This is a genomic window from Mycobacterium deserti (assembly GCF_025345615.1).
GTDB lineage: Bacteria > Actinomycetota > Actinomycetes > Mycobacteriales > Mycobacteriaceae > Mycobacterium > Mycobacterium deserti.
Genome location: NZ_JAODWD010000002.1, coordinates 847,044 through 863,736 on the forward strand (window position 1 = coordinate 847,044; position 16,693 = coordinate 863,736).

A 16,693-nucleotide genomic window follows, 5' to 3' on the forward strand; every position below is an offset into this window, starting at 1 on the left:
CTTCGCGCAATAAAGCGTTCCTAGCGTTGGCGCCATGTCGCACACCATCACCGAATGGGATCCCGAAGACACCGTCGCGTGGGAAGCCGGTAACAAGAAGATCGCCCGCCGCAACCTGATCTGGTCGGTCGCCGCCGAGCACATCGGCTTCTCGGTCTGGTCCATCTGGTCGGTGATGGTGCTGTTCATGCCGGAGTCCGTGTACGGCTTCTCCGCTGGTGACAAGTTCCTCCTCGGCGCCACCGCGACGCTCGTGGGCGCATGCCTGCGCATTCCCTACACCTTGGCGACCGCGACGTTCGGTGGCCGCAACTGGACGGTGTTCTCGGCGTTCGTCCTACTGATCCCGACCGTGTTCACCATGTGGCTGTTGGCCAATCCGGGCCTGCCGCTGTGGCCGTATCTGCTGTGCGCGGCGTTGGCCGGATTCGGTGGCGGGAACTTCGCGTCGTCGATGACGAACATCAACGCGTTCTACCCGCAGCGGTTGAAGGGCTGGGCCCTGGGCATCAACGCCGGCGGCGGCAACATCGGGGTCCCGATGGTCCAACTCGTCGGCCTGCTCGTGATCGCGACGGCGGGCAACCGGCAGCCGTACTGGGTGTGCGCGGTCTATCTAATGGCGTTGGCCGCCGCCGGGATCGGCGCGGCGCTGTACATGAACAACCTCGAACAGCACAAGATCGATGTGACCTCGATGGTCGCCATCCTGCGCGTACGCGACACCTGGGTGATCTCTCTGCTCTACATCGGCACATTCGGGTCGTTCATCGGCTTCGCGTTCGCATTCGGGCAGGTGCTGCAGATCAACTTCATCGCAGGCGGGCAAACCGCGGCAGAGGCCGCGCTGCACGCCGCGCAGATCGCGTTCATCGGACCGCTGCTGGGCTCGGTCAGCAGGGTGTACGGGGGCAAGTTGTCCGACCGGATCGGCGGGGGCCGGGTGACTCTCGCGGTGTTCGCGGGAATGATCCTGGCCGCCGGTGTGCTGGTCGGGATCAGCACACTCGACGACACCACGTCCGGTCCCGCGACCGCGACGATGATGACCGGCTACGTCGTCGGCTTCATCGCCCTGTTCCTGCTGAGCGGCATCGGAAACGGCTCCGTCTACAAGATGATTCCGTCGATCTTCGAGGCACGCAGCCGTTCTCTCGAGCTCAGTGAGGCCGAGCGTCAGCATTGGTCGCGCGCCATGTCCGGTGCACTGATCGGCTTCGCGGGGGCGATCGGAGCGCTCGGCGGCGTCGGCATCAACCTCGCGCTGCGCCAGTCCTACCTGAGCAGCGCTTCGGCAACGTCGGCCTTCTGGATCTTCGCCGTGTTCTACGTGGTCGCCTCCGCCGTGACGTGGATCATGTACGTCCGGCGCCCAGCGACACTCCGAAGCAATGCCGAGGAAACACCCGCGCAACACAACCTGCTTACACATGGAGCATGAGTGAGCCCGACTGGGCACCGCTCACCGGTTTTCGGGTGGCGGTGACGTCCGCCCGACGTGCCGAGGAGCTCGGTGCGCTGTTGCAACGACGCGGCGCCACGGTGACCAGCGCCGCGGCGATCACGATGGTGCCGCTGCCCGACGACGAGCAATTGCGGGAACACACCCTGTCACTGATCGAGGCGCCGCCCGACATCGTCATCGCCACCACCGGCATCGGTTTTCGGGGCTGGATCGCGGCCGCCGACGGCTGGGGACTGACGCATGATCTCCTCACCGCCCTCGGCAAGGCCCGCGTCGTCTCGCGTGGACCGAAGGCCACCGGAGCCCTGCGAGCGGCCGGTCTTCCCGAGGAGTGGTCGCCGGACTCGGAGTCGTCCCGCGAGCTGCTGCACTATCTGGTCGAGGGCGGGATTGCAGGACAACGCATCGCGGTGCAACTGCATGGTGCGACCGATGAATGGGACCCGTTCCCGGAGTTCCTCGACGAGCTGCGCGCCGCGGGCGCGGACGTGGTGCCGATTCGGGTATACCGTTGGCGCCCCGCGCCGCGCAACGGTGACTTCGACCAACTGGTGTCAGGTGTGGCGGACGGGAAGTTCGACGCTGTGAGCTTCACGTCGGCACCGGCTGTCGCCTCGATGCTGCTGCGCGCGAAGGAGATGGGCATCGAGGATCGCGTGCTGGCGGCGTTGCGTGGCGAGGTGCACGCCATGTGTGTCGGCCCGGTCACCGCGCGTCCGCTCGTGCGACTCGGCGTGCCGACATCGGCGCCCGAGCGAATGCGCCTGGGCGCGTTGGCCCGTCACATCACCGACGAACTGCCGCTGCTGTGTGCCCGTACGGTCCGGGTGGCCGGCCACGTGCTGGAGATCCGTGGCACCTGCGTCCTGCTCGACGGAGTCATCAAGTCCGTGTCACCGGCCGGGATGGCCACGCTGCGCGCGTTGGCGCACCGGCCCGGCGCCGTCGTGTCGCGCAATGAACTGCTCGGTGCACTTCCGGGCAACGGCAGCGACACCCATGCGGTCGAGACCGCAGTCTTGCGTTTGCGAACGGCGTTGGGCGACAAGAACATCGTGTCAACCGTCGTGAAGCGGGGATACCGGTTGGCCGTAGACGAGGAACGCGCTCCGTGAGTTTCGTTCTCGTCGCGCACGGCACCAGGAAGGGCAGTGGTGTGGGGATGGTCGGCGATCTGGCGCGACGCGTGTCGGATCGGCTGGGCAAGCCGGTCCGCGTGGCGTTCGTCGACGTGCTCGGGCCCACCCCCAGCGAGGTGCTTCGCGAGCTGGCTGAGCCTGCCGTCGTCGTGCCCGCCTTCCTTGCCAGCGGCTACCACGTCCGCGTCGACCTGCCGGCTCACATTGCGGCGAGCGGTCATCCCGCGGTGACCGTGACCGCACCCCTCGGCCCGTGTCCGCAGACGGTCCGCGTGGTCGCTGCGCGGCTCATCGAATGCGGCTGGCGGCACGGCGACGCGGTGGTGCTGGCCGCGGCGGGGACGTCTGATCCGCAGGCGCAGTCGGATCTGCGCCAGACCGCGGCGCTGCTGTCCGCGGTCGTCGGCGACCGGGTCGAGCTGGCGTACGCGGCCACCGGCGAGCCGCGCGTACCCGAGGCCGTCGACGCGTTGCGCCGCGCAGGTGCCGACCGGGTAGTGGTCGCGTCATACCTGTTGGCGGACGGACTCTTTCAAGATCGTCTGCGCGACAGCGGAGCCGACGCGGTCGCGGATCCACTGGGCACGCATCCCTCGATGGTGCGGCTGATCGCGAACCGCTTCCGGCGCGTCGGGGTGCCGCTCGCCGCCTGAGTCATTCCGCGAGGTCGCCGATCTCTACCTGCCCGTCGGGGGTGACGCGGGTGCGGTAGACCGGCAGCGCGATGCCGGGATCGTCGAGGCAGACGCCGTCGTCGAGGGCGAACGCCTGCTTCTTGATCGGTGACTGCACTGTCGGCCTGCCGCCGCGGTCGCCGACGATGCCGCGCGACATCACCGCGGCTCCGGAGAACGGGTCGATGTTGCCGACCGCACACAGCGATCCGTCGTCGAGCTTGAACAGCGCGACCTGGGTCCCGTCTGCCAGCAGTACTCCCACCCCGCGGTTGGGGATCAGAAAGTCGTACGCGCACGCGGCGGTCCACACCGCAATGTCGTTGATCAGACTCATCGTTGCGGCACCTTCGGCATCTCGAGCGGGACCTTGCGCCCCGCCCTCTCGGTGAACTCGACGGTGGGGTCGGCGACATCTGGTGCGTTGACGAACGATACGAACCGCGACAGCTTCTCCGGGTCGTCCAGTACGCCCTTCCACTCGCAGGCGTAGCCGGCAACGTGACGTTCGACGGCCGCCTCGAACTCAGCGGCCAGGCCCAGCGAGTCGTCGCACACCACCTCTCGCAGGTGATCGAGACCGCCGTCCATCGCCTCCAGCCACGGCGCAGTGCGTTGCAGGCGGTCGGCGGTGCGGATGTAGAACATCAGAAACCGGTCGATGTAGCGGATCAGCGTCTCGTCGTCGAGGTCGCCGGCCAGCAGTTGCGCGTGTCGCGGGGACATCCCGCCGTTGCCGCACACGTAGAGGTTCCAGCCCTGCTCGGTGGCGATGACGCCCACGTCCTTGCTCTGCGCTTCGGCGCACTCGCGGGCGCATCCGGAGACGGCCATCTTGATCTTGTGCGGTGCGCGCAGGCCCCGGTAGCGGTTCTCGATGGACACCGCCATGTCGACCGAGTCCTGCTGGCCGTACCGGCACCACGTGCTGCCGACGCAACTCTTCACAGTCCGAAGCGCCTTGCCGTAGGCGTGGCCGGACTCCATGCCGCCCTCGACCAGTCGGCGCCAGATTTCTGGCAACTGGTCGACCCGAGCGCCGAACATGTCGATGCGTTGGCCGCCGGTGATCTTGGTGTAGAGATCGAAGTCCCTGGCGATCTCGCCGATCAGGATCAACTGCTCGGGGGTGATCTCGCCGCCGGGTGACCGCGGCACGATCGAGTAGCTGCCGTTCTTCTGGATGTTGGCGAGGAAGTGGTCGTTGGAGTCCTGCAACGAGGCCTGCTCCCCGTCGAGGATGTGCTCGGAGCTGGTCGAGGCGAGGATCGATGCGACCACGGGTTTGCAGATGTCGCAACCCTTTCCGGTCCCGAAGCGCTCGATCAGTGCGGTGAAGGTGCGGACCGATTCCGAGGGGCCTGCGGAGACGATCTCGAACAACTCGGCGCGCGACTGGCTGAAGTGCTCACACAACGCCTTCGACTGTTCGACGCCCTCGGCTTCGAGAAGCTGCTTGAGCAACGGCACACACGAACCGCACGAGGTCCCCGCCAGTGTGCACTTCTTCAGGCTCGCCACGTCGCAGCAGCCACCGGCGATCGCGTCGGTGAGATCACCCTTGGTGACGTTGTTGCACGAGCAGATCTGGGCTGCCGTGGGCAGTGCGCCGACGCCGAGACCCGTTGCTCCGCTTTCGGATCCGGCGGGTGCGATCAGCGCCATCGGGTCGCCCGGCAGCGCCTCACCGACCATCGGCCGAAGGATCCCGTAGGCCGAGGCGTCGCCCACCAGGATGCCGCCGAGCAGCGTCTTGGCGTCGTCGGAGAGCACCAACTTGGCGTAGGTCTGATTGACGGCGTCGTTGACCACCACCTCGAGGCACTTCGGGGTGGAACCCATTGCGTCGCCGAAGCTGGCCACGTCGACACCGAGCAGTTTGAGCTTGGTCGACATGTCGGCCTCACCGAACTCCGCAGCCCCGCCCAGCAGACGGTCGGCCACTACCTCCGCGCTGGTGTAACCCGGACCCACGAGCCCGTAGCAGCGGCCTTCGATCGCGGCCACTTCGCCGATCGCGAAGATGCTTGAATCGCTTGTGGCACAGGCTCGGTCTGTCAGTACGCCCCCGCGTTCGGCAACCTCCAGCTCGCAGGCGCGAGCCAACTCGTCGCGGGGCCGCACACCGGCGGCGAACACCACGAGACCGGCCTCGATGAACGTCCCGTCGCTCAGTGTCACTCGCAACGCATCGTTGTCCGCCGACCGCCGGACGGGCCGATTGCGTTGCGCCGGCCGAATCGATTGGGTGCCGACGCCGGTGTGGATGTCGATCCCGAGATCGCCGATCATCCGGCCGAGCAGCGCTCCACCGGCCTCGTCGAGCTGCTGGGCCATCAGTCGCGGCGCCATCTCCACAACGTGGGCGTGCAAGCCGAATGCCCGCAACGCGTTTGCGGCTTCCAGCCCGAGCAGGCCACCGCCGATCACGACACCCGCCGGCACCTCGCCCTCGGCGATCGCCCGTTCGGCGGCGACGCGGATCGCATCGAGGTCGTCGAGCGTGCGGTAGACGTGGCACGACGGCAGGTCGTGGCCGGGCACCGGTGGCACGAACGCGTAGGAACCGGTGGCCAGCACCAGCGCGTCGTAGTCGACGCGTCGTCCGTCGGCCGTCAGCACCGACTTGGCCGCCCTGTCGATCTCGGTGACCTTGCTGCCCAGTCGCAGTTCGACGAGGTCGTCGCCCACATAGTCGTTGCCCGGCAGGGCGAGCAGGCCGCGATCCCAGTGCTCGGTGTACCCGGTGAGCCCGACGCGGTCATAGGCGGCATCGGCCTCTTCGGCGAGCACCGTCACCCGCCAGGCGCCGTCGGAGTCCCGCGACCTCAGCGCCTCGACGAACCGGTGACCGACCATGCCGTGGCCGACGACCACGACGTTCTTGATTGACCGCATGGCGCCGAGGTTAGGTAGCCGATATTGCCGCAATGTGCCCTTGTGTGAAGCGCCCATCACGGTGTGCTCACCGTCGCTGAAACCCCGCTGTGAGAGGCGGCGCCTACGCGGCTAGGACCAGCGCTGGAGCAGTTCCTTGGCCCGCGCGGACAGCGCCCACTGCAGGAATGGGCCGAAGCTGACGCGGCCCACCCCCAGTGGACCGAACGAGGAGGGATCGGAAGTATCGGGTTGCGCTATCGCATTGATGGGCAGCGGTAGCTCAGATGCCAAGCGCCGCAGGGTGTCCGAGTCATGAAAACCCACGGGGTACAGCACGTCGGCACCGGCGGCGGCGGCTTCGTTCATGCGCGCAATGGCCCGGTCGACACGGTCGGATGCATCGCCGTCTTCGCGGAAGATGACGTCGGTGCGGGCGTTGACCACTACGTGCACGCCCGATTCGTCGGCCGCCTTTCGCAGTGCGCCGACCAGTTCGGCGTGCTCGGCGCCCGAACGCAGCCGTCCCCCCTCCTTGTGCACCGTGTCCTCGATGTTCAGCCCGACGGCGCCGGCATCCAACAGGCCGGTGATGAGCCGCGAGGGTGCCTCGCCGTACCCCGACTCGATGTCGACCGACACCGGCACATCGACCGCGTCGGTGATCTGCTGGACGCGAGTCAGCAGTTCGGCGAACGTCATGCCCTCTCCGTCGGACCGACCAACGGAGTCGGCGACGGGATGACTGCCCACGGTCAATGCGGCAAACCCCGACTCGACCGCCAGCTTGGCCGACCACGCGTCCCATACCGTCGGCAGGATCACGGGGTTGCCCGGCTGGTGCAACGCCAGTAGGGCATCGGCCCGCTGCCGCAGTGTGTCGTCGTACATCTGCCTACCTCCGCTGGTTCGACGTGAGCTGTCTCACTCCGTACTCCATGATGTGGCTAGCATCGGGTGTCGTACTGTGATTCGTGACACCCTTCAGCCCAAGGAGGTCGATTTGTCCAGCACTACCGAGCTCGCCGAGTTGCACGAGCTAATCGGGAGCCTGCGGCGGTGCGTGACGTCTCTGGCGTCGCGATACGGGGACACCCCGGCCACCCGCCGTATCGTCAACGACGCCGAGCGCATCCTCAACGACATCGATCGGCTCGACATCGACGCCGAGGAACTCGAGCTGGCGCGTGGCGTCTCCCGTCACCACCATTCCGGCGAGCGCATCGCCATTCCGGACACTGCGTACGACACCGACTTCTGGCGCGATGTCGACGACGAGGGCCTCGGCGGTACGCGGTAACCGCACCCCACCGACCGCCAAGGGACACATCGACATCGAAAGGCAACAGTGAGCGCACCCACCGCCGACCGTCCAGGTCCCGGCGTCTTCTCCAAGGGCCGTGCCCAGATATCCGAGCGCACCCTGCGGACCGACCGCTGGTGGCAGTCGCCGCTGGTCGTCGATCTCGGCTTCGCGGCGTTCGTCATCTACGCGACGGTGCGCGCCTTCCTGCAAAACAACTACTACGTCGCCGAATACCACTACCTGACGCCGTTCTACTCTCCGTGCATCAGCACGGGATGCGTCCCCGAGGCCAGCCACTTCGGACAGTTCATCCCCGACGTGTGGTGGCTTCCCTACGCGGCGGCATCCCTGCCGTTCCTGTTGTTGTTCCGGCTGACTTGTTACTACTACCGCGGCGCCTACTACCGCTCTGTGTGGCAGTCGCCGACCGCCTGCGGGGTGGCCGAGCCCCGCGCGAATTACACTGGCGAGACGCGCTTTCCGCTGGTCATCCAGAACACCCACCGCTACTTCTTCTACATCGCGATGATCATCTCGTTGATCAACACCTACGACGCGATCATCGCCTTCCATTCGCCGTCCGGCTTCGGATTCGGCTTGGGCAACGTGATTCTCGTCGTCAACGTGGTGATGCTTTGGGTGTACACGGTGTCGTGCCACTCCTGCCGCCACATCGTCGGCGGCCGCCTCAAGCACTTCTCCAAGCACCCCGTCCGTTACTGGTTCTGGACGCAGGTGAGTGCGCTGAACACACGGCACAAGACGTATGCGTGGGTCACTCTCGGAACGTTGATGCTGACCGACTTCTACATCATGCTGGTGGCCAGCGGCACCATTTCCGACCTGAGATTCATTGGCTGACAAGTCTTTTGAGAAAGTAGTGAGGTTCATTCATGGCTGTTGAGGTCGAACGGCATCAGTACGACGTGGTCGTCATCGGTGCCGGCGGCGCGGGTCTGCGTGCGGTCATCGAGGCGCGCGAACGCGGCTTGAAGGTCGCTGTCATCACCAAATCGTTGTTCGGCAAGGCCCACACCGTCATGGCCGAAGGTGGATGCGCGGCGGCGATGGGCAACGCCAACTCGAAAGACAACTGGCAGGTGCACTTCAAGGACACCATGCGCGGCGGCAAGTTCCTCAACAACTGGCGGATGGCCGAGCTGCACGCCAAAGAGGCGCCCGACCGCGTATGGGAGCTCGAGAGCTACGGCGCCCTGTTCGACCGCACCAAGGACGGACGCATCAGCCAGCGCAACTTCGGCGGTCACACCTATCCGCGGTTGGCCCACGTCGGCGACCGCACCGGTCTGGAGATCATCCGCACCCTGCAGCAGAAGATCGTCTCGCTGCAGCAGGAGGACAAGGAAGAACTCGGCGACTACGACGCACGCATCAGGGTGTTCCACGAATGCACGATCACCGACCTGCTCAAGGACGGCGACCGCATCTCCGGGGCGTTCGGGTACTTCCGCGAGACCGGCAAATTCATCGTGTTCGAGACCCCCGCGGTGGTGCTTGCCACCGGCGGAATCGGGAAGTCCTACAAGGTGACGTCGAACTCCTGGGAGTACACCGGCGACGGGCACGCGCTGGCGCTGCGGGCGGGGGCCACCCTGATCAACATGGAGTTCGTCCAGTTCCACCCGACGGGCATGGTCTGGCCGCCCAGCGTCAAGGGCATCCTCGTGACCGAGGGTGTGCGCGGCGACGGCGGAGTGCTGAAGAACTCCGAGGGCAACCGCTTCATGTTCGACTACATCCCGGCGGTGTTCAAAGGCCAGTACGCCGAGAGCGTCGAGGAAGCCGACCAGTGGCTCAAGGACAACGACTCCGCGCGGCGCACCCCTGACCTGCTGCCCCGCGACGAGGTGGCCCGCGCCATCAACTCCGAGGTCAAGGCCGAACGCGGCACCCCACACGGCGGCGTCTACCTCGACATCGCCTCCCGGCTACCCGCCGAGGAGATCAAGCGCCGGCTGCCCTCGATGTATCACCAGTTCATGGAGCTGGCCGAGGTCGACATCACCAAGGAGCCCATGGAGGTCGGGCCGACGTGTCATTACGTGATGGGTGGCATCGAGGTCGACCCGGATACGGCGGCCGCCAAGACACCTGGGTTGTTCGCGGCGGGCGAGTGCGCCGGCGGGATGCACGGGTCAAACCGGCTGGGTGGTAACTCCCTGTCCGACCTGCTGGTGTTCGGCAGGCGCGCGGGGATGGGCGCGGCCGACTACGTTCGCGCGCTGTCGGAGCGGCCCGCCGTCTCCGAGGACGCAGTGTCCGACGCCACCAAGCTGGCGCTGGCGCCACTGGAACGCGCCACCAACGGTGACCGCCCGGAGAACCCGTACACCTTGCAGCTCGATCTGCAGGACACGATGAACGCCCTGGTGGGCATCATCCGCAAGGCCGAAGAAGTGCAGGAGGCGCTGGACAAACTCACCGAGCTGCGCGAGCGCTACAAGCACGTGCAGATCGAGGGTGGCCGGGAGTTCAACCCCGGCTGGCACCTGGCGATCGACCTGCGCAACATGATCCTGGTCAGCGAGTGTGTGGCCAAGGCGGCACTGGAGCGCACCGAGAGCCGCGGCGGGCACACCCGCGACGACTACCCGTCGATGGAGTCGGACTGGCGGAAGACCCTGCTGGTCTGCCGTGCCGAGGGCGACCCAATCGTCCCCGAGATCGCGATCACCAAGCAGGACCAGGTGCCGATGCGCGATGACCTGCTCGAGCTGATCGACATCGAAGAGCTGGAGAAGTACTTCACGCCTGATGAACTCGCCAACCACTCGTCGAGGAGAGACGCATGAGCTACGAGGCAAAGATGCGGGTGTGGCGCGGTGACGACGAGGGCGGCGCGCTGCAGGACTTCTCCGTCGAGGTCAATGAGGGTGAGGTCGTGCTCGACATCATCCACCGGCTGCAGCAGACCCAGGCCGGCGATCTCGCGGTCAGGTGGAACTGCAAGGCCGGCAAGTGCGGCTCCTGCTCGGCGGAGATCAACGGCAGGCCGCGGCTGCTGTGCATGACGCGGATGTCGACGTTCGAAGAGACCGAGACCATCACCGTCACCCCGCTGCGGGCGTTCCCGGTGATCCGCGACCTCGTCACCGACGTGTCGTTCAACTACGAGAAGGCCAGGGAGATCCCCGCTTTCACGCCGCCCAAGGATCTGCAGCCCGGCGAGTACCGGATGGCGCAGGAGGACGTGAACCGGTCCCAGGAGTTCCGCAAGTGCATCGAGTGTTTCCTGTGCCAGAACGTCTGCCACGTGGTGCGCGACCACGAGGAGAACAAGAAGGCGTTCGCCGGTCCGCGCTACCTGATGCGGCAGGCCGAACTCGACATGCATCCGCTCGACGTGCACCAACGGCGCGCCGAGGACGCCCAAGAGGTGCACGGTCTCGGCTACTGCAACATCACCAAGTGCTGCACCGAGGTCTGCCCCGAACACATCAAGATCACTGACAACGCCTTGATTCCGATGAAGGAGCGGGCCGCCGACCGCAAGTACGACCCGGTGGTGTGGCTCGGCGACAAGATCTTCCGGCGGCGCTAGGAGCCCGGGGGTACCCTGCACAGTAGCGGCCAATCAACGACGAAAGGCAGCACTGTGGCTATTCGAGAACCGCACAGCGTCAACGACATTCGCACCGCAATTCGCGAGCTCTCGGCTCGCGCCACATTGGCCCGCAAGGAGGGCCGCACCGCGGACGCCGACGAACTCGAACAGCGGATCACCGGCTACCGGGAAGAGCTCAGCGCTCGTCCCTGACCGCGGATCGTCAGGCGCCGAGCCGCCGGAACGTGCTGCGGTGGAAGACGATCGGCGCGACGTCGGCGTGCACCGTGATGTCGCTGACCCGCAGGACGACGATGGTGTGATCGCCTGCCGGGACGAGTTGCTCGATCGAGCTCTCCAGCCAGACGCTGGTGCCCTCGATGAACACCGCGCCCGACTCAGTGGACACGGTCTGCAGACCGGCGAAGCGGTCACCGGTTTTGGCGGCGAGGGAGCGCGCCGCGTCGTCGTGCAGTTCGCCGAGCACACTGATGCCCAGACACGGCAGGTCCTTGAGCTTCGGCCATGTCGTCGAGGTGTTCTGGACGCAGAACGACACGAGCGGCGGTTCCAGCGACACCGGAACGAATGTGCTCGCCGCAAGGCCGACACGCGCCCCGTCGACCTGCGCCGCGATCGCGATCACGCCGGACGGGAAGTGTCCGAACGCTTCGCGTAGCGTGGTCGGGCTCAGGTTGGTGGCACTCATTGGTTCCATTTTGACACCTTCCGACCATCGAAACTGTCCCCGGCAAGTTTCGATCGGGCTAGCGCAAGGCCGCGCTCGGTAACCTGATGACCCGTCATGTGGATCACGTTGTTGGTAATGGCCGTGGCCGTCAGCCTCGAGCCGTTCCGAGTCGGCATGACGGTCCTGATGATCAACCGCCCCCGGCCGGGCCTGCAACTGCTCGCCTTCCTCGCCGGCGGGTTCGCGATGGGCACCACGGTGGGCGTGACCGTGCTGTTCGTCCTACGGCCAGCACTCGGGTCTGCACACTTCAACCTGCCGAAGGTGCAGATCGTCGTCGGCGCGGTGGTACTGGTCAACGCGGCATTGCTGGCCACGGGGCTGATCGGAGGTCAGCGCGGCAACGGACCAGCTGGCCGAGTGAACCGCATACCGGGTCGGCTCGCGACCCGCATCCGGGCTCTGCGGGGCGGCCGCTCACTGTGGGCGGCGGGCGTCGCGGGTCTCGGCATCGCGCTACCGTCAGTCGACTACGTCGCGGCGCTGGCACTCATCGTCGCGTCCGGGGCCGCGGCCGCCATTCAGTTCGGCGCCTTGATGCTGTTCAACGTAGTGGCGTTCGCGCTGGTGGAGGTCCCGCTGGTGTGCTACCTGCTGGCTCCGGACCGTACCCGCGCAACGCTGTCAGCGCTGCACGACTGGCTGCGGTTCCGAGGCCGCCGCGGGGTCGCCGCGCTGCTGGCCGCTATCGGCTGCGTGTTGCTCGGCGTGGGGTTCGCCGGACTGTAGCGGCCGGACGTTACGGCTTCGGCTGATTGTTCAACACGTACTGGACGCCGGAGAGCAGCTGCGAGAGCGGATCTGCGGCGCCGCCGAAGGCGGCCTGCGTGGCCGGTGCCGTGACGGCCGCGGGGTCATAGCCGTTCACCGGATCCACCGAGATCGGCGCGGTCAGCGGATTGTCGTTGCGCGAATATCCCGCATCCACATAGGGCTGCAGGACGGCGTCGAGCCGCATCAGCGTCTCCTTCGGAACCCCGAGGTACTTGAACGGCAGCACCATCGGAAGGTGCTCCTCGGGAATCAGATAGGTCGTCGTCTTCGCGCCCCTGGAGTTGACGGTCGTTCTGATGTTCTGCGGCGGCACCATGCTCGGGTCGGTGAACGCCACGGCGGTATGACCTGTCGCGAGACCGACAATCGAGTTGGCGACGGCCAGCCAGTTGTCCGTCCTGTCCGGCCAGTCGGCGATGCTGTCGTAGGCAGAGACGAAGTGATGCGTGTCGTACTGGCTTTCGACCGGAGGCGGAATGCGGTAGTCGAGCGAGGGAACCACGCTGCCGACGGGGAACATCTGGGTCAGAAAGCTCTCACCGAAGGCGTGCCGTGCCACGGGGTCGCCGTACATGGCGAAGCTCAACTGGTCCGGTGGCGGAGCGGCCGGGTCGTAGGCAAGCCGTTCCTGCACGGCGTTGAGCACCATCGCGCCCTCGGACAAACCGATCGCGGTGCCGGGACCACCCTCACGGATCGCCCGTACGACATTCGGCGCTCCCACGTCGACCGACTCCCCGACGCTGGGCCCGTCGATGCCCAGTCCGGGGAACGAGTCGTCGAGTCGGCCGATGCCCGGAAACATCCGTTCCAGGGTGTGTCCCTGCACCTGACCGGCGGGGTAATCGACGATCTGCCGATCCAGCCCCGGGAACCAGTCCGCGCCGGTTCGCATGATGTATTCGTCGTACGGAATGCCCAGGACGTGGGCGCCGCCCAGCGCGTACGCCCTGCCCGGGGTCCCGCGCTGCGGCGTCGGGGGTGCGGGCGCGGCCCGCGAATCGTCAGTCGGCGGGACCGGCGGTTCGTCAGCCGCCGCGATGCCAAACCCGAAACCGCCTGCGGTGCAGGCAGTTACGACCGTAGCGGCGAACGCGAGAAGTCGCCTCATGCCCGCTCCCCTCACTCCGCCTGCCCGCTCGGCAACCGTTGCGCGCTCAATCGCGACGGCCACCAGTTCGCTCGCCCCACCAATGTTGCCATGGCGGGCACCGTGATGGTCCGTACCAGGAAGGTGTCCAGCAGGACACCGACACCGATCACGAACCCACCCTGGACGACCGTGCTGATGCTGGAGAACAGGAGACCGCTCATCGACGCGGCGAAAATCAGACCGGCCGCGGTGATCACACCGCCGGTCGATGACAGCGTGCGGATGACGCCGTAACGCATGCCGGTCGGGGACTCGTCGCGCATGCGTGACACGAAGAGCATGTTGTAGTCGGCACCCACCGCCACCAACACCACGAAGGCCAGCGGGGGCACACTCCAGTGCAATTCCTGGCCTAGCGCGTATTGAAATACCAGGACGCTGATGCCGATTGCTGCGAAGTACGACACCACCACCGAGGCAACCAGATACAGCGGGGCGATGATGGCGCGCAGCAGCAACATCAAGGTCAGGAGGACGACGACGAGGGTGACGGCGATGATGAACCGGATGTCTTTCTCGTAGTAGTCGCGGGTGTCCTTGAGCGCAGCGGGAAATCCGCCCATCGATATCGACGCGTCGGCCAGCGCGGTGTTCGGCTGCGCTCCCCGGGCTGTGTCGCTGATCGCCGTGACCTGATCCATCGCCTCGGTACTGAATGGATCGAGTGTGGTCTGCACCAGGTACCGCACCGAGTGCCCATCCGGCGAGATGAACATCTGGGCGGCCTTCTTGAACTCGGCCAGATTCAGCACCTGCGGCGGAACGTTGAATCCCGCCATCGCCGGATCGGAAGCGTCGTTCCTCATCGTCAGGAGAAACGACGATGCCTCGCGCAGTCCGGTCCCCATCAGTTCGATCTGGTCGACGAGTTGGTCCACCCCTGTCGCCACTTGCTGGCTGCCATCGGCGAGACGGTCGGCGCCTTGCCGGATCTCGGCGACACCCCCCTCGAGCCCACCCGGTTGGTCCAGTCCCATGGTTCGCACGGCCTTCTGGAGTTTTCCGAGCGCACTATTCAGTTCGTTCACCGTTGCGGTGAGGGTCTGCCGGTCTTCGAACCCTTGGAGTTGTCGAGCCAGATCGTTGATCTCGCCGAGGCTTCCATTGTTCTGCGCGGTGACGAGTTTCTGGAACTGGACGCGGGTGTCCCTGCACGACGGATTGGCATCGCAGATCGCGTTGCCCTGCAGCGCCATCAGCACCGGCCCCACCCAGGCGAACATGTCCCTGACGGAGGTGAAGTTCACGCCGATCGAGTTGCCCAGCGCGTTGACGCTGTTGACGAGTTTCGCGGCGGTTTCGACATCCCTGACCAACTTGTCCCCGCCGTACTCGCCTCGCATCGAGGAGAAGGCGTCGATCAGGCCCTGGATGCTCGGCGCGATCTGGTTGACCTGGGCGCGTACGTCCTCGAGGCTGTCGGCCAGCGTGCTGGCTCCGGCGGCGAGCCGGTCGAGATCTTCGGTGTTGTCCGTGATCTGAGCGGAACCGGCGGCAAGCCGGTCACCGACGATGCCCGCCTGGTATGTCGCCCTGAACTCTTGCGGAACCACCCCCAATGGTCGGGTGATGCCACTGACGAGCGCGATGTTAGGCAGCTGGCTGACACGCTGCGCCATCTGCTCCAGGTCCGCAAGCGCCCGTGGTGTGCGCAGGTCGCGCGGTGACTGGACGAGGATGTAGGTGGGTATGGCCTGGCTGACGTCGAAATGGCGTTCCAGCGCGGCATATCCCACCGAACTCGGAGCCTCCGGCCCCAGGGCCTTGCGATCGTCGTAGTTGTAGTTCACCAAGCCCGCACAGCCGGCGAGGATCAACAGAACGAGCACGCTGGCCACCAGATGGGCCTTCGGCCGGCGCACGATGCGCACACCCGAACGTCGCCAGAACCGAGCGGTCAGCTCACGCCGCGGCTTGACCCATCCGCGCGGCCCGGCCAGAACAAGAATGGCCGGCAGCAGGGTCAAGGCGGCGAGGAACGCCACCCCGATACCGATAGCCGACGACACGCCGATCGTGGAGAAGACCCCCATGTCGGCGAAACTGATTCCGAGGAAGGTGAGCCCCACCGTCGCGGCGGACGCGGTGATCACCTTGCCGATCGAGATCATCGCCCGTTTCACCGCTTCTTCGACACCGGCCCCGAATCGCAAATAGTCGTGATAGCGGCTGATCAGGAAGACCGCGTAATCCGTTCCCGCACCGGCGATCATGGCGCTCAGGAAGATGACGGACTGGTTGGACACGCCCAATCCGGTGAGGTGGGACAGGGCAGCGACCACGGCTTGGGCGGTGACCAGCGATGTCCCGATCGCCGCCAAGGGAAGCAGCATGGTTATCGGGTTGCGGTACACGATCAGCAGCACTGCGAGCACCAGGACGCCGATTGCGATCTCGATCGGCAGCCGATCCCGTTCGCCCGCGACGGTGAGGTCGGCAACGGTGGCCGCGGGCCCGGTGACGTGCACTGTCAGCGGGGACCCCGCGACACTGCGCTCGACGATGTCGTCGACTCGGTTGTAGGCGTCGTAGGACCGCGGCGTGCCCAACTCGCCGGCGAGACCGACCGGCAGCACCCACGTCGTCTTGTCCTCGCTGGTCAAGAACCCGCGCAATTGCGGTGTGCTGAGGAAATCCTGCAACATCACGACGTCCATCGGGTCGTCGCGCAGCGCGTCCACCAGTTTGCGGTAGGTGGCTTCGTCGTCGCGTGTGAGCCCGTTGTCGTTGATCAGCGCAACGAGCATGAGGCTGTCGGTGCCCGATTCGTCGAACGCCTCGGTCATCTGCCGGGCCGCGACGCTGGACGGGGCATCACTGGGCAGGATCGCGAGCGGATGCCGCTGGGCCATCTCGTTGAGGCTCGGGAACGTCAGCGGCAGCGCGACCGCAATCGCGAGCCAGACCCCGATGACCACCCAGGGCCACCGCACCACGAAGTCGGCTAGGCGTCGCATGTCACCCGGTGAGAGTTCGAAACAGGCACCCG

Annotated in this window: 15 protein-coding genes; 9 read left to right on the plus strand and 6 right to left on the minus strand. The window is 66.2% G+C overall.

All coding sequences use genetic code 11. The features are described 5' to 3' along the window. Positions 1-34 precede the first annotated feature (34 nt). The 3 genes from N4S67_RS10355 to N4S67_RS10365 are packed head-to-tail and all read left to right on the plus strand — an operon-like array spanning position 35 to position 3,257. Positions 35-1,441, plus strand: coding sequence for a nitrate/nitrite transporter (locus N4S67_RS10355; RefSeq protein ID WP_260992853.1), 1,407 nt, complete (start codon positions 35-37; stop codon positions 1,439-1,441). After that, positions 1,438-2,580 carry a uroporphyrinogen-III synthase gene (locus N4S67_RS10360; protein WP_260992854.1) on the plus strand — a complete coding sequence of 381 codons (1,143 nt, stop codon included), beginning with the start codon at positions 1,438-1,440 and terminating at the stop codon, positions 2,578-2,580. Before N4S67_RS10355 ends, N4S67_RS10360 begins: the two co-directional genes overlap by 4 nt. After that, on the plus strand, positions 2,577-3,257 hold the full coding sequence (locus N4S67_RS10365) for a sirohydrochlorin chelatase (protein WP_260992855.1): 681 nt from the start codon (positions 2,577-2,579) through the stop codon (positions 3,255-3,257). The genes N4S67_RS10360 and N4S67_RS10365 overlap by 4 nt, the downstream gene beginning before the upstream one ends. A 1-nt stretch (position 3,258) precedes the next feature. Here the strand turns inward: N4S67_RS10365 and nirD are convergent, their stop codons facing one another. From nirD to N4S67_RS10380, 3 genes are all read right to left on the minus strand, one after another. Next, positions 3,259-3,615, minus strand: a complete 357-nt coding sequence (nirD, locus tag N4S67_RS10370; protein WP_260992856.1) for a nitrite reductase small subunit NirD — start codon at positions 3,613-3,615, stop codon at positions 3,259-3,261. Continuing rightward, positions 3,612-6,176: a nitrite reductase large subunit NirB gene (nirB, locus tag N4S67_RS10375; RefSeq protein WP_260992857.1), complete on the minus strand. Its 2,565-nt coding sequence runs from the start codon at positions 6,174-6,176 to the stop codon at positions 3,612-3,614. The genes nirD and nirB overlap by 4 nt, the downstream gene beginning before the upstream one ends. A 111-nt stretch (positions 6,177-6,287) precedes the next feature. Further along, complete coding sequence (locus tag N4S67_RS10380) at positions 6,288-7,046, minus strand: isocitrate lyase/PEP mutase family protein (RefSeq protein ID WP_260992858.1); 759 nt, start codon at positions 7,044-7,046, stop codon at positions 6,288-6,290. Between the two features lie 112 nt (positions 7,047-7,158). On the opposite strand from N4S67_RS10380, the gene N4S67_RS10385 reads away from it, so the two are divergent. The 5 genes from N4S67_RS10385 to N4S67_RS10405 are packed head-to-tail and all read left to right on the plus strand — an operon-like array spanning position 7,159 to position 11,239. After that, positions 7,159-7,455: a hypothetical protein gene (locus N4S67_RS10385; RefSeq protein ID WP_260992859.1), complete on the plus strand. Its 297-nt coding sequence runs from the start codon at positions 7,159-7,161 to the stop codon at positions 7,453-7,455. 48 nt (positions 7,456-7,503) lie between these two features. Then, positions 7,504-8,322, plus strand: coding sequence for a hypothetical protein (locus N4S67_RS10390; protein ID WP_260992860.1), 819 nt, complete (start codon positions 7,504-7,506; stop codon positions 8,320-8,322). A gap of 32 nt (positions 8,323-8,354) precedes the next feature. After that, a complete protein-coding gene (locus tag N4S67_RS10395; protein WP_260992861.1) occupies positions 8,355-10,274 on the plus strand; it encodes a fumarate reductase/succinate dehydrogenase flavoprotein subunit in 1,920 nt (639 codons plus the stop codon). Further along, positions 10,271-11,023 carry a succinate dehydrogenase/fumarate reductase iron-sulfur subunit gene (locus tag N4S67_RS10400; protein ID WP_260992862.1) on the plus strand — a complete coding sequence of 251 codons (753 nt, stop codon included), beginning with the start codon at positions 10,271-10,273 and terminating at the stop codon, positions 11,021-11,023. Before N4S67_RS10395 ends, N4S67_RS10400 begins: the two co-directional genes overlap by 4 nt. A 54-nt stretch (positions 11,024-11,077) precedes the next feature. Then, a complete protein-coding gene (locus N4S67_RS10405) occupies positions 11,078-11,239 on the plus strand; it encodes a hypothetical protein (protein WP_260992863.1) in 162 nt (53 codons plus the stop codon). Positions 11,240-11,249: 10 nt separating this feature from the next. On the opposite strand, the gene N4S67_RS10410 is transcribed toward N4S67_RS10405, so the two are convergent. After that, on the minus strand, positions 11,250-11,735 hold the full coding sequence (locus N4S67_RS10410; protein WP_260992864.1) for a flavin reductase family protein: 486 nt from the start codon (positions 11,733-11,735) through the stop codon (positions 11,250-11,252). A gap of 96 nt (positions 11,736-11,831) precedes the next feature. Between N4S67_RS10410 and N4S67_RS10415 the strand changes: the two genes are divergently transcribed. Beyond that, positions 11,832-12,506 (plus strand): GAP family protein, encoded by a 675-nt coding sequence (locus tag N4S67_RS10415; RefSeq protein ID WP_260992865.1) that lies wholly within the window; start codon positions 11,832-11,834, stop codon positions 12,504-12,506. A 10-nt stretch (positions 12,507-12,516) separates the two neighbouring features. Here N4S67_RS10415 and pe read toward each other — a convergent pair whose 3' ends face one another. Then, complete coding sequence (pe, locus tag N4S67_RS10420; protein WP_260992866.1) at positions 12,517-13,662, minus strand: acyltransferase PE; 1,146 nt, start codon at positions 13,660-13,662, stop codon at positions 12,517-12,519. Between the two features lie 11 nt (positions 13,663-13,673). Further along, positions 13,674-16,661 (minus strand): MMPL/RND family transporter, encoded by a 2,988-nt coding sequence (locus N4S67_RS10425; protein WP_260992867.1) that lies wholly within the window; start codon positions 16,659-16,661, stop codon positions 13,674-13,676. Positions 16,662-16,693: the final 32 nt, after the last annotated feature.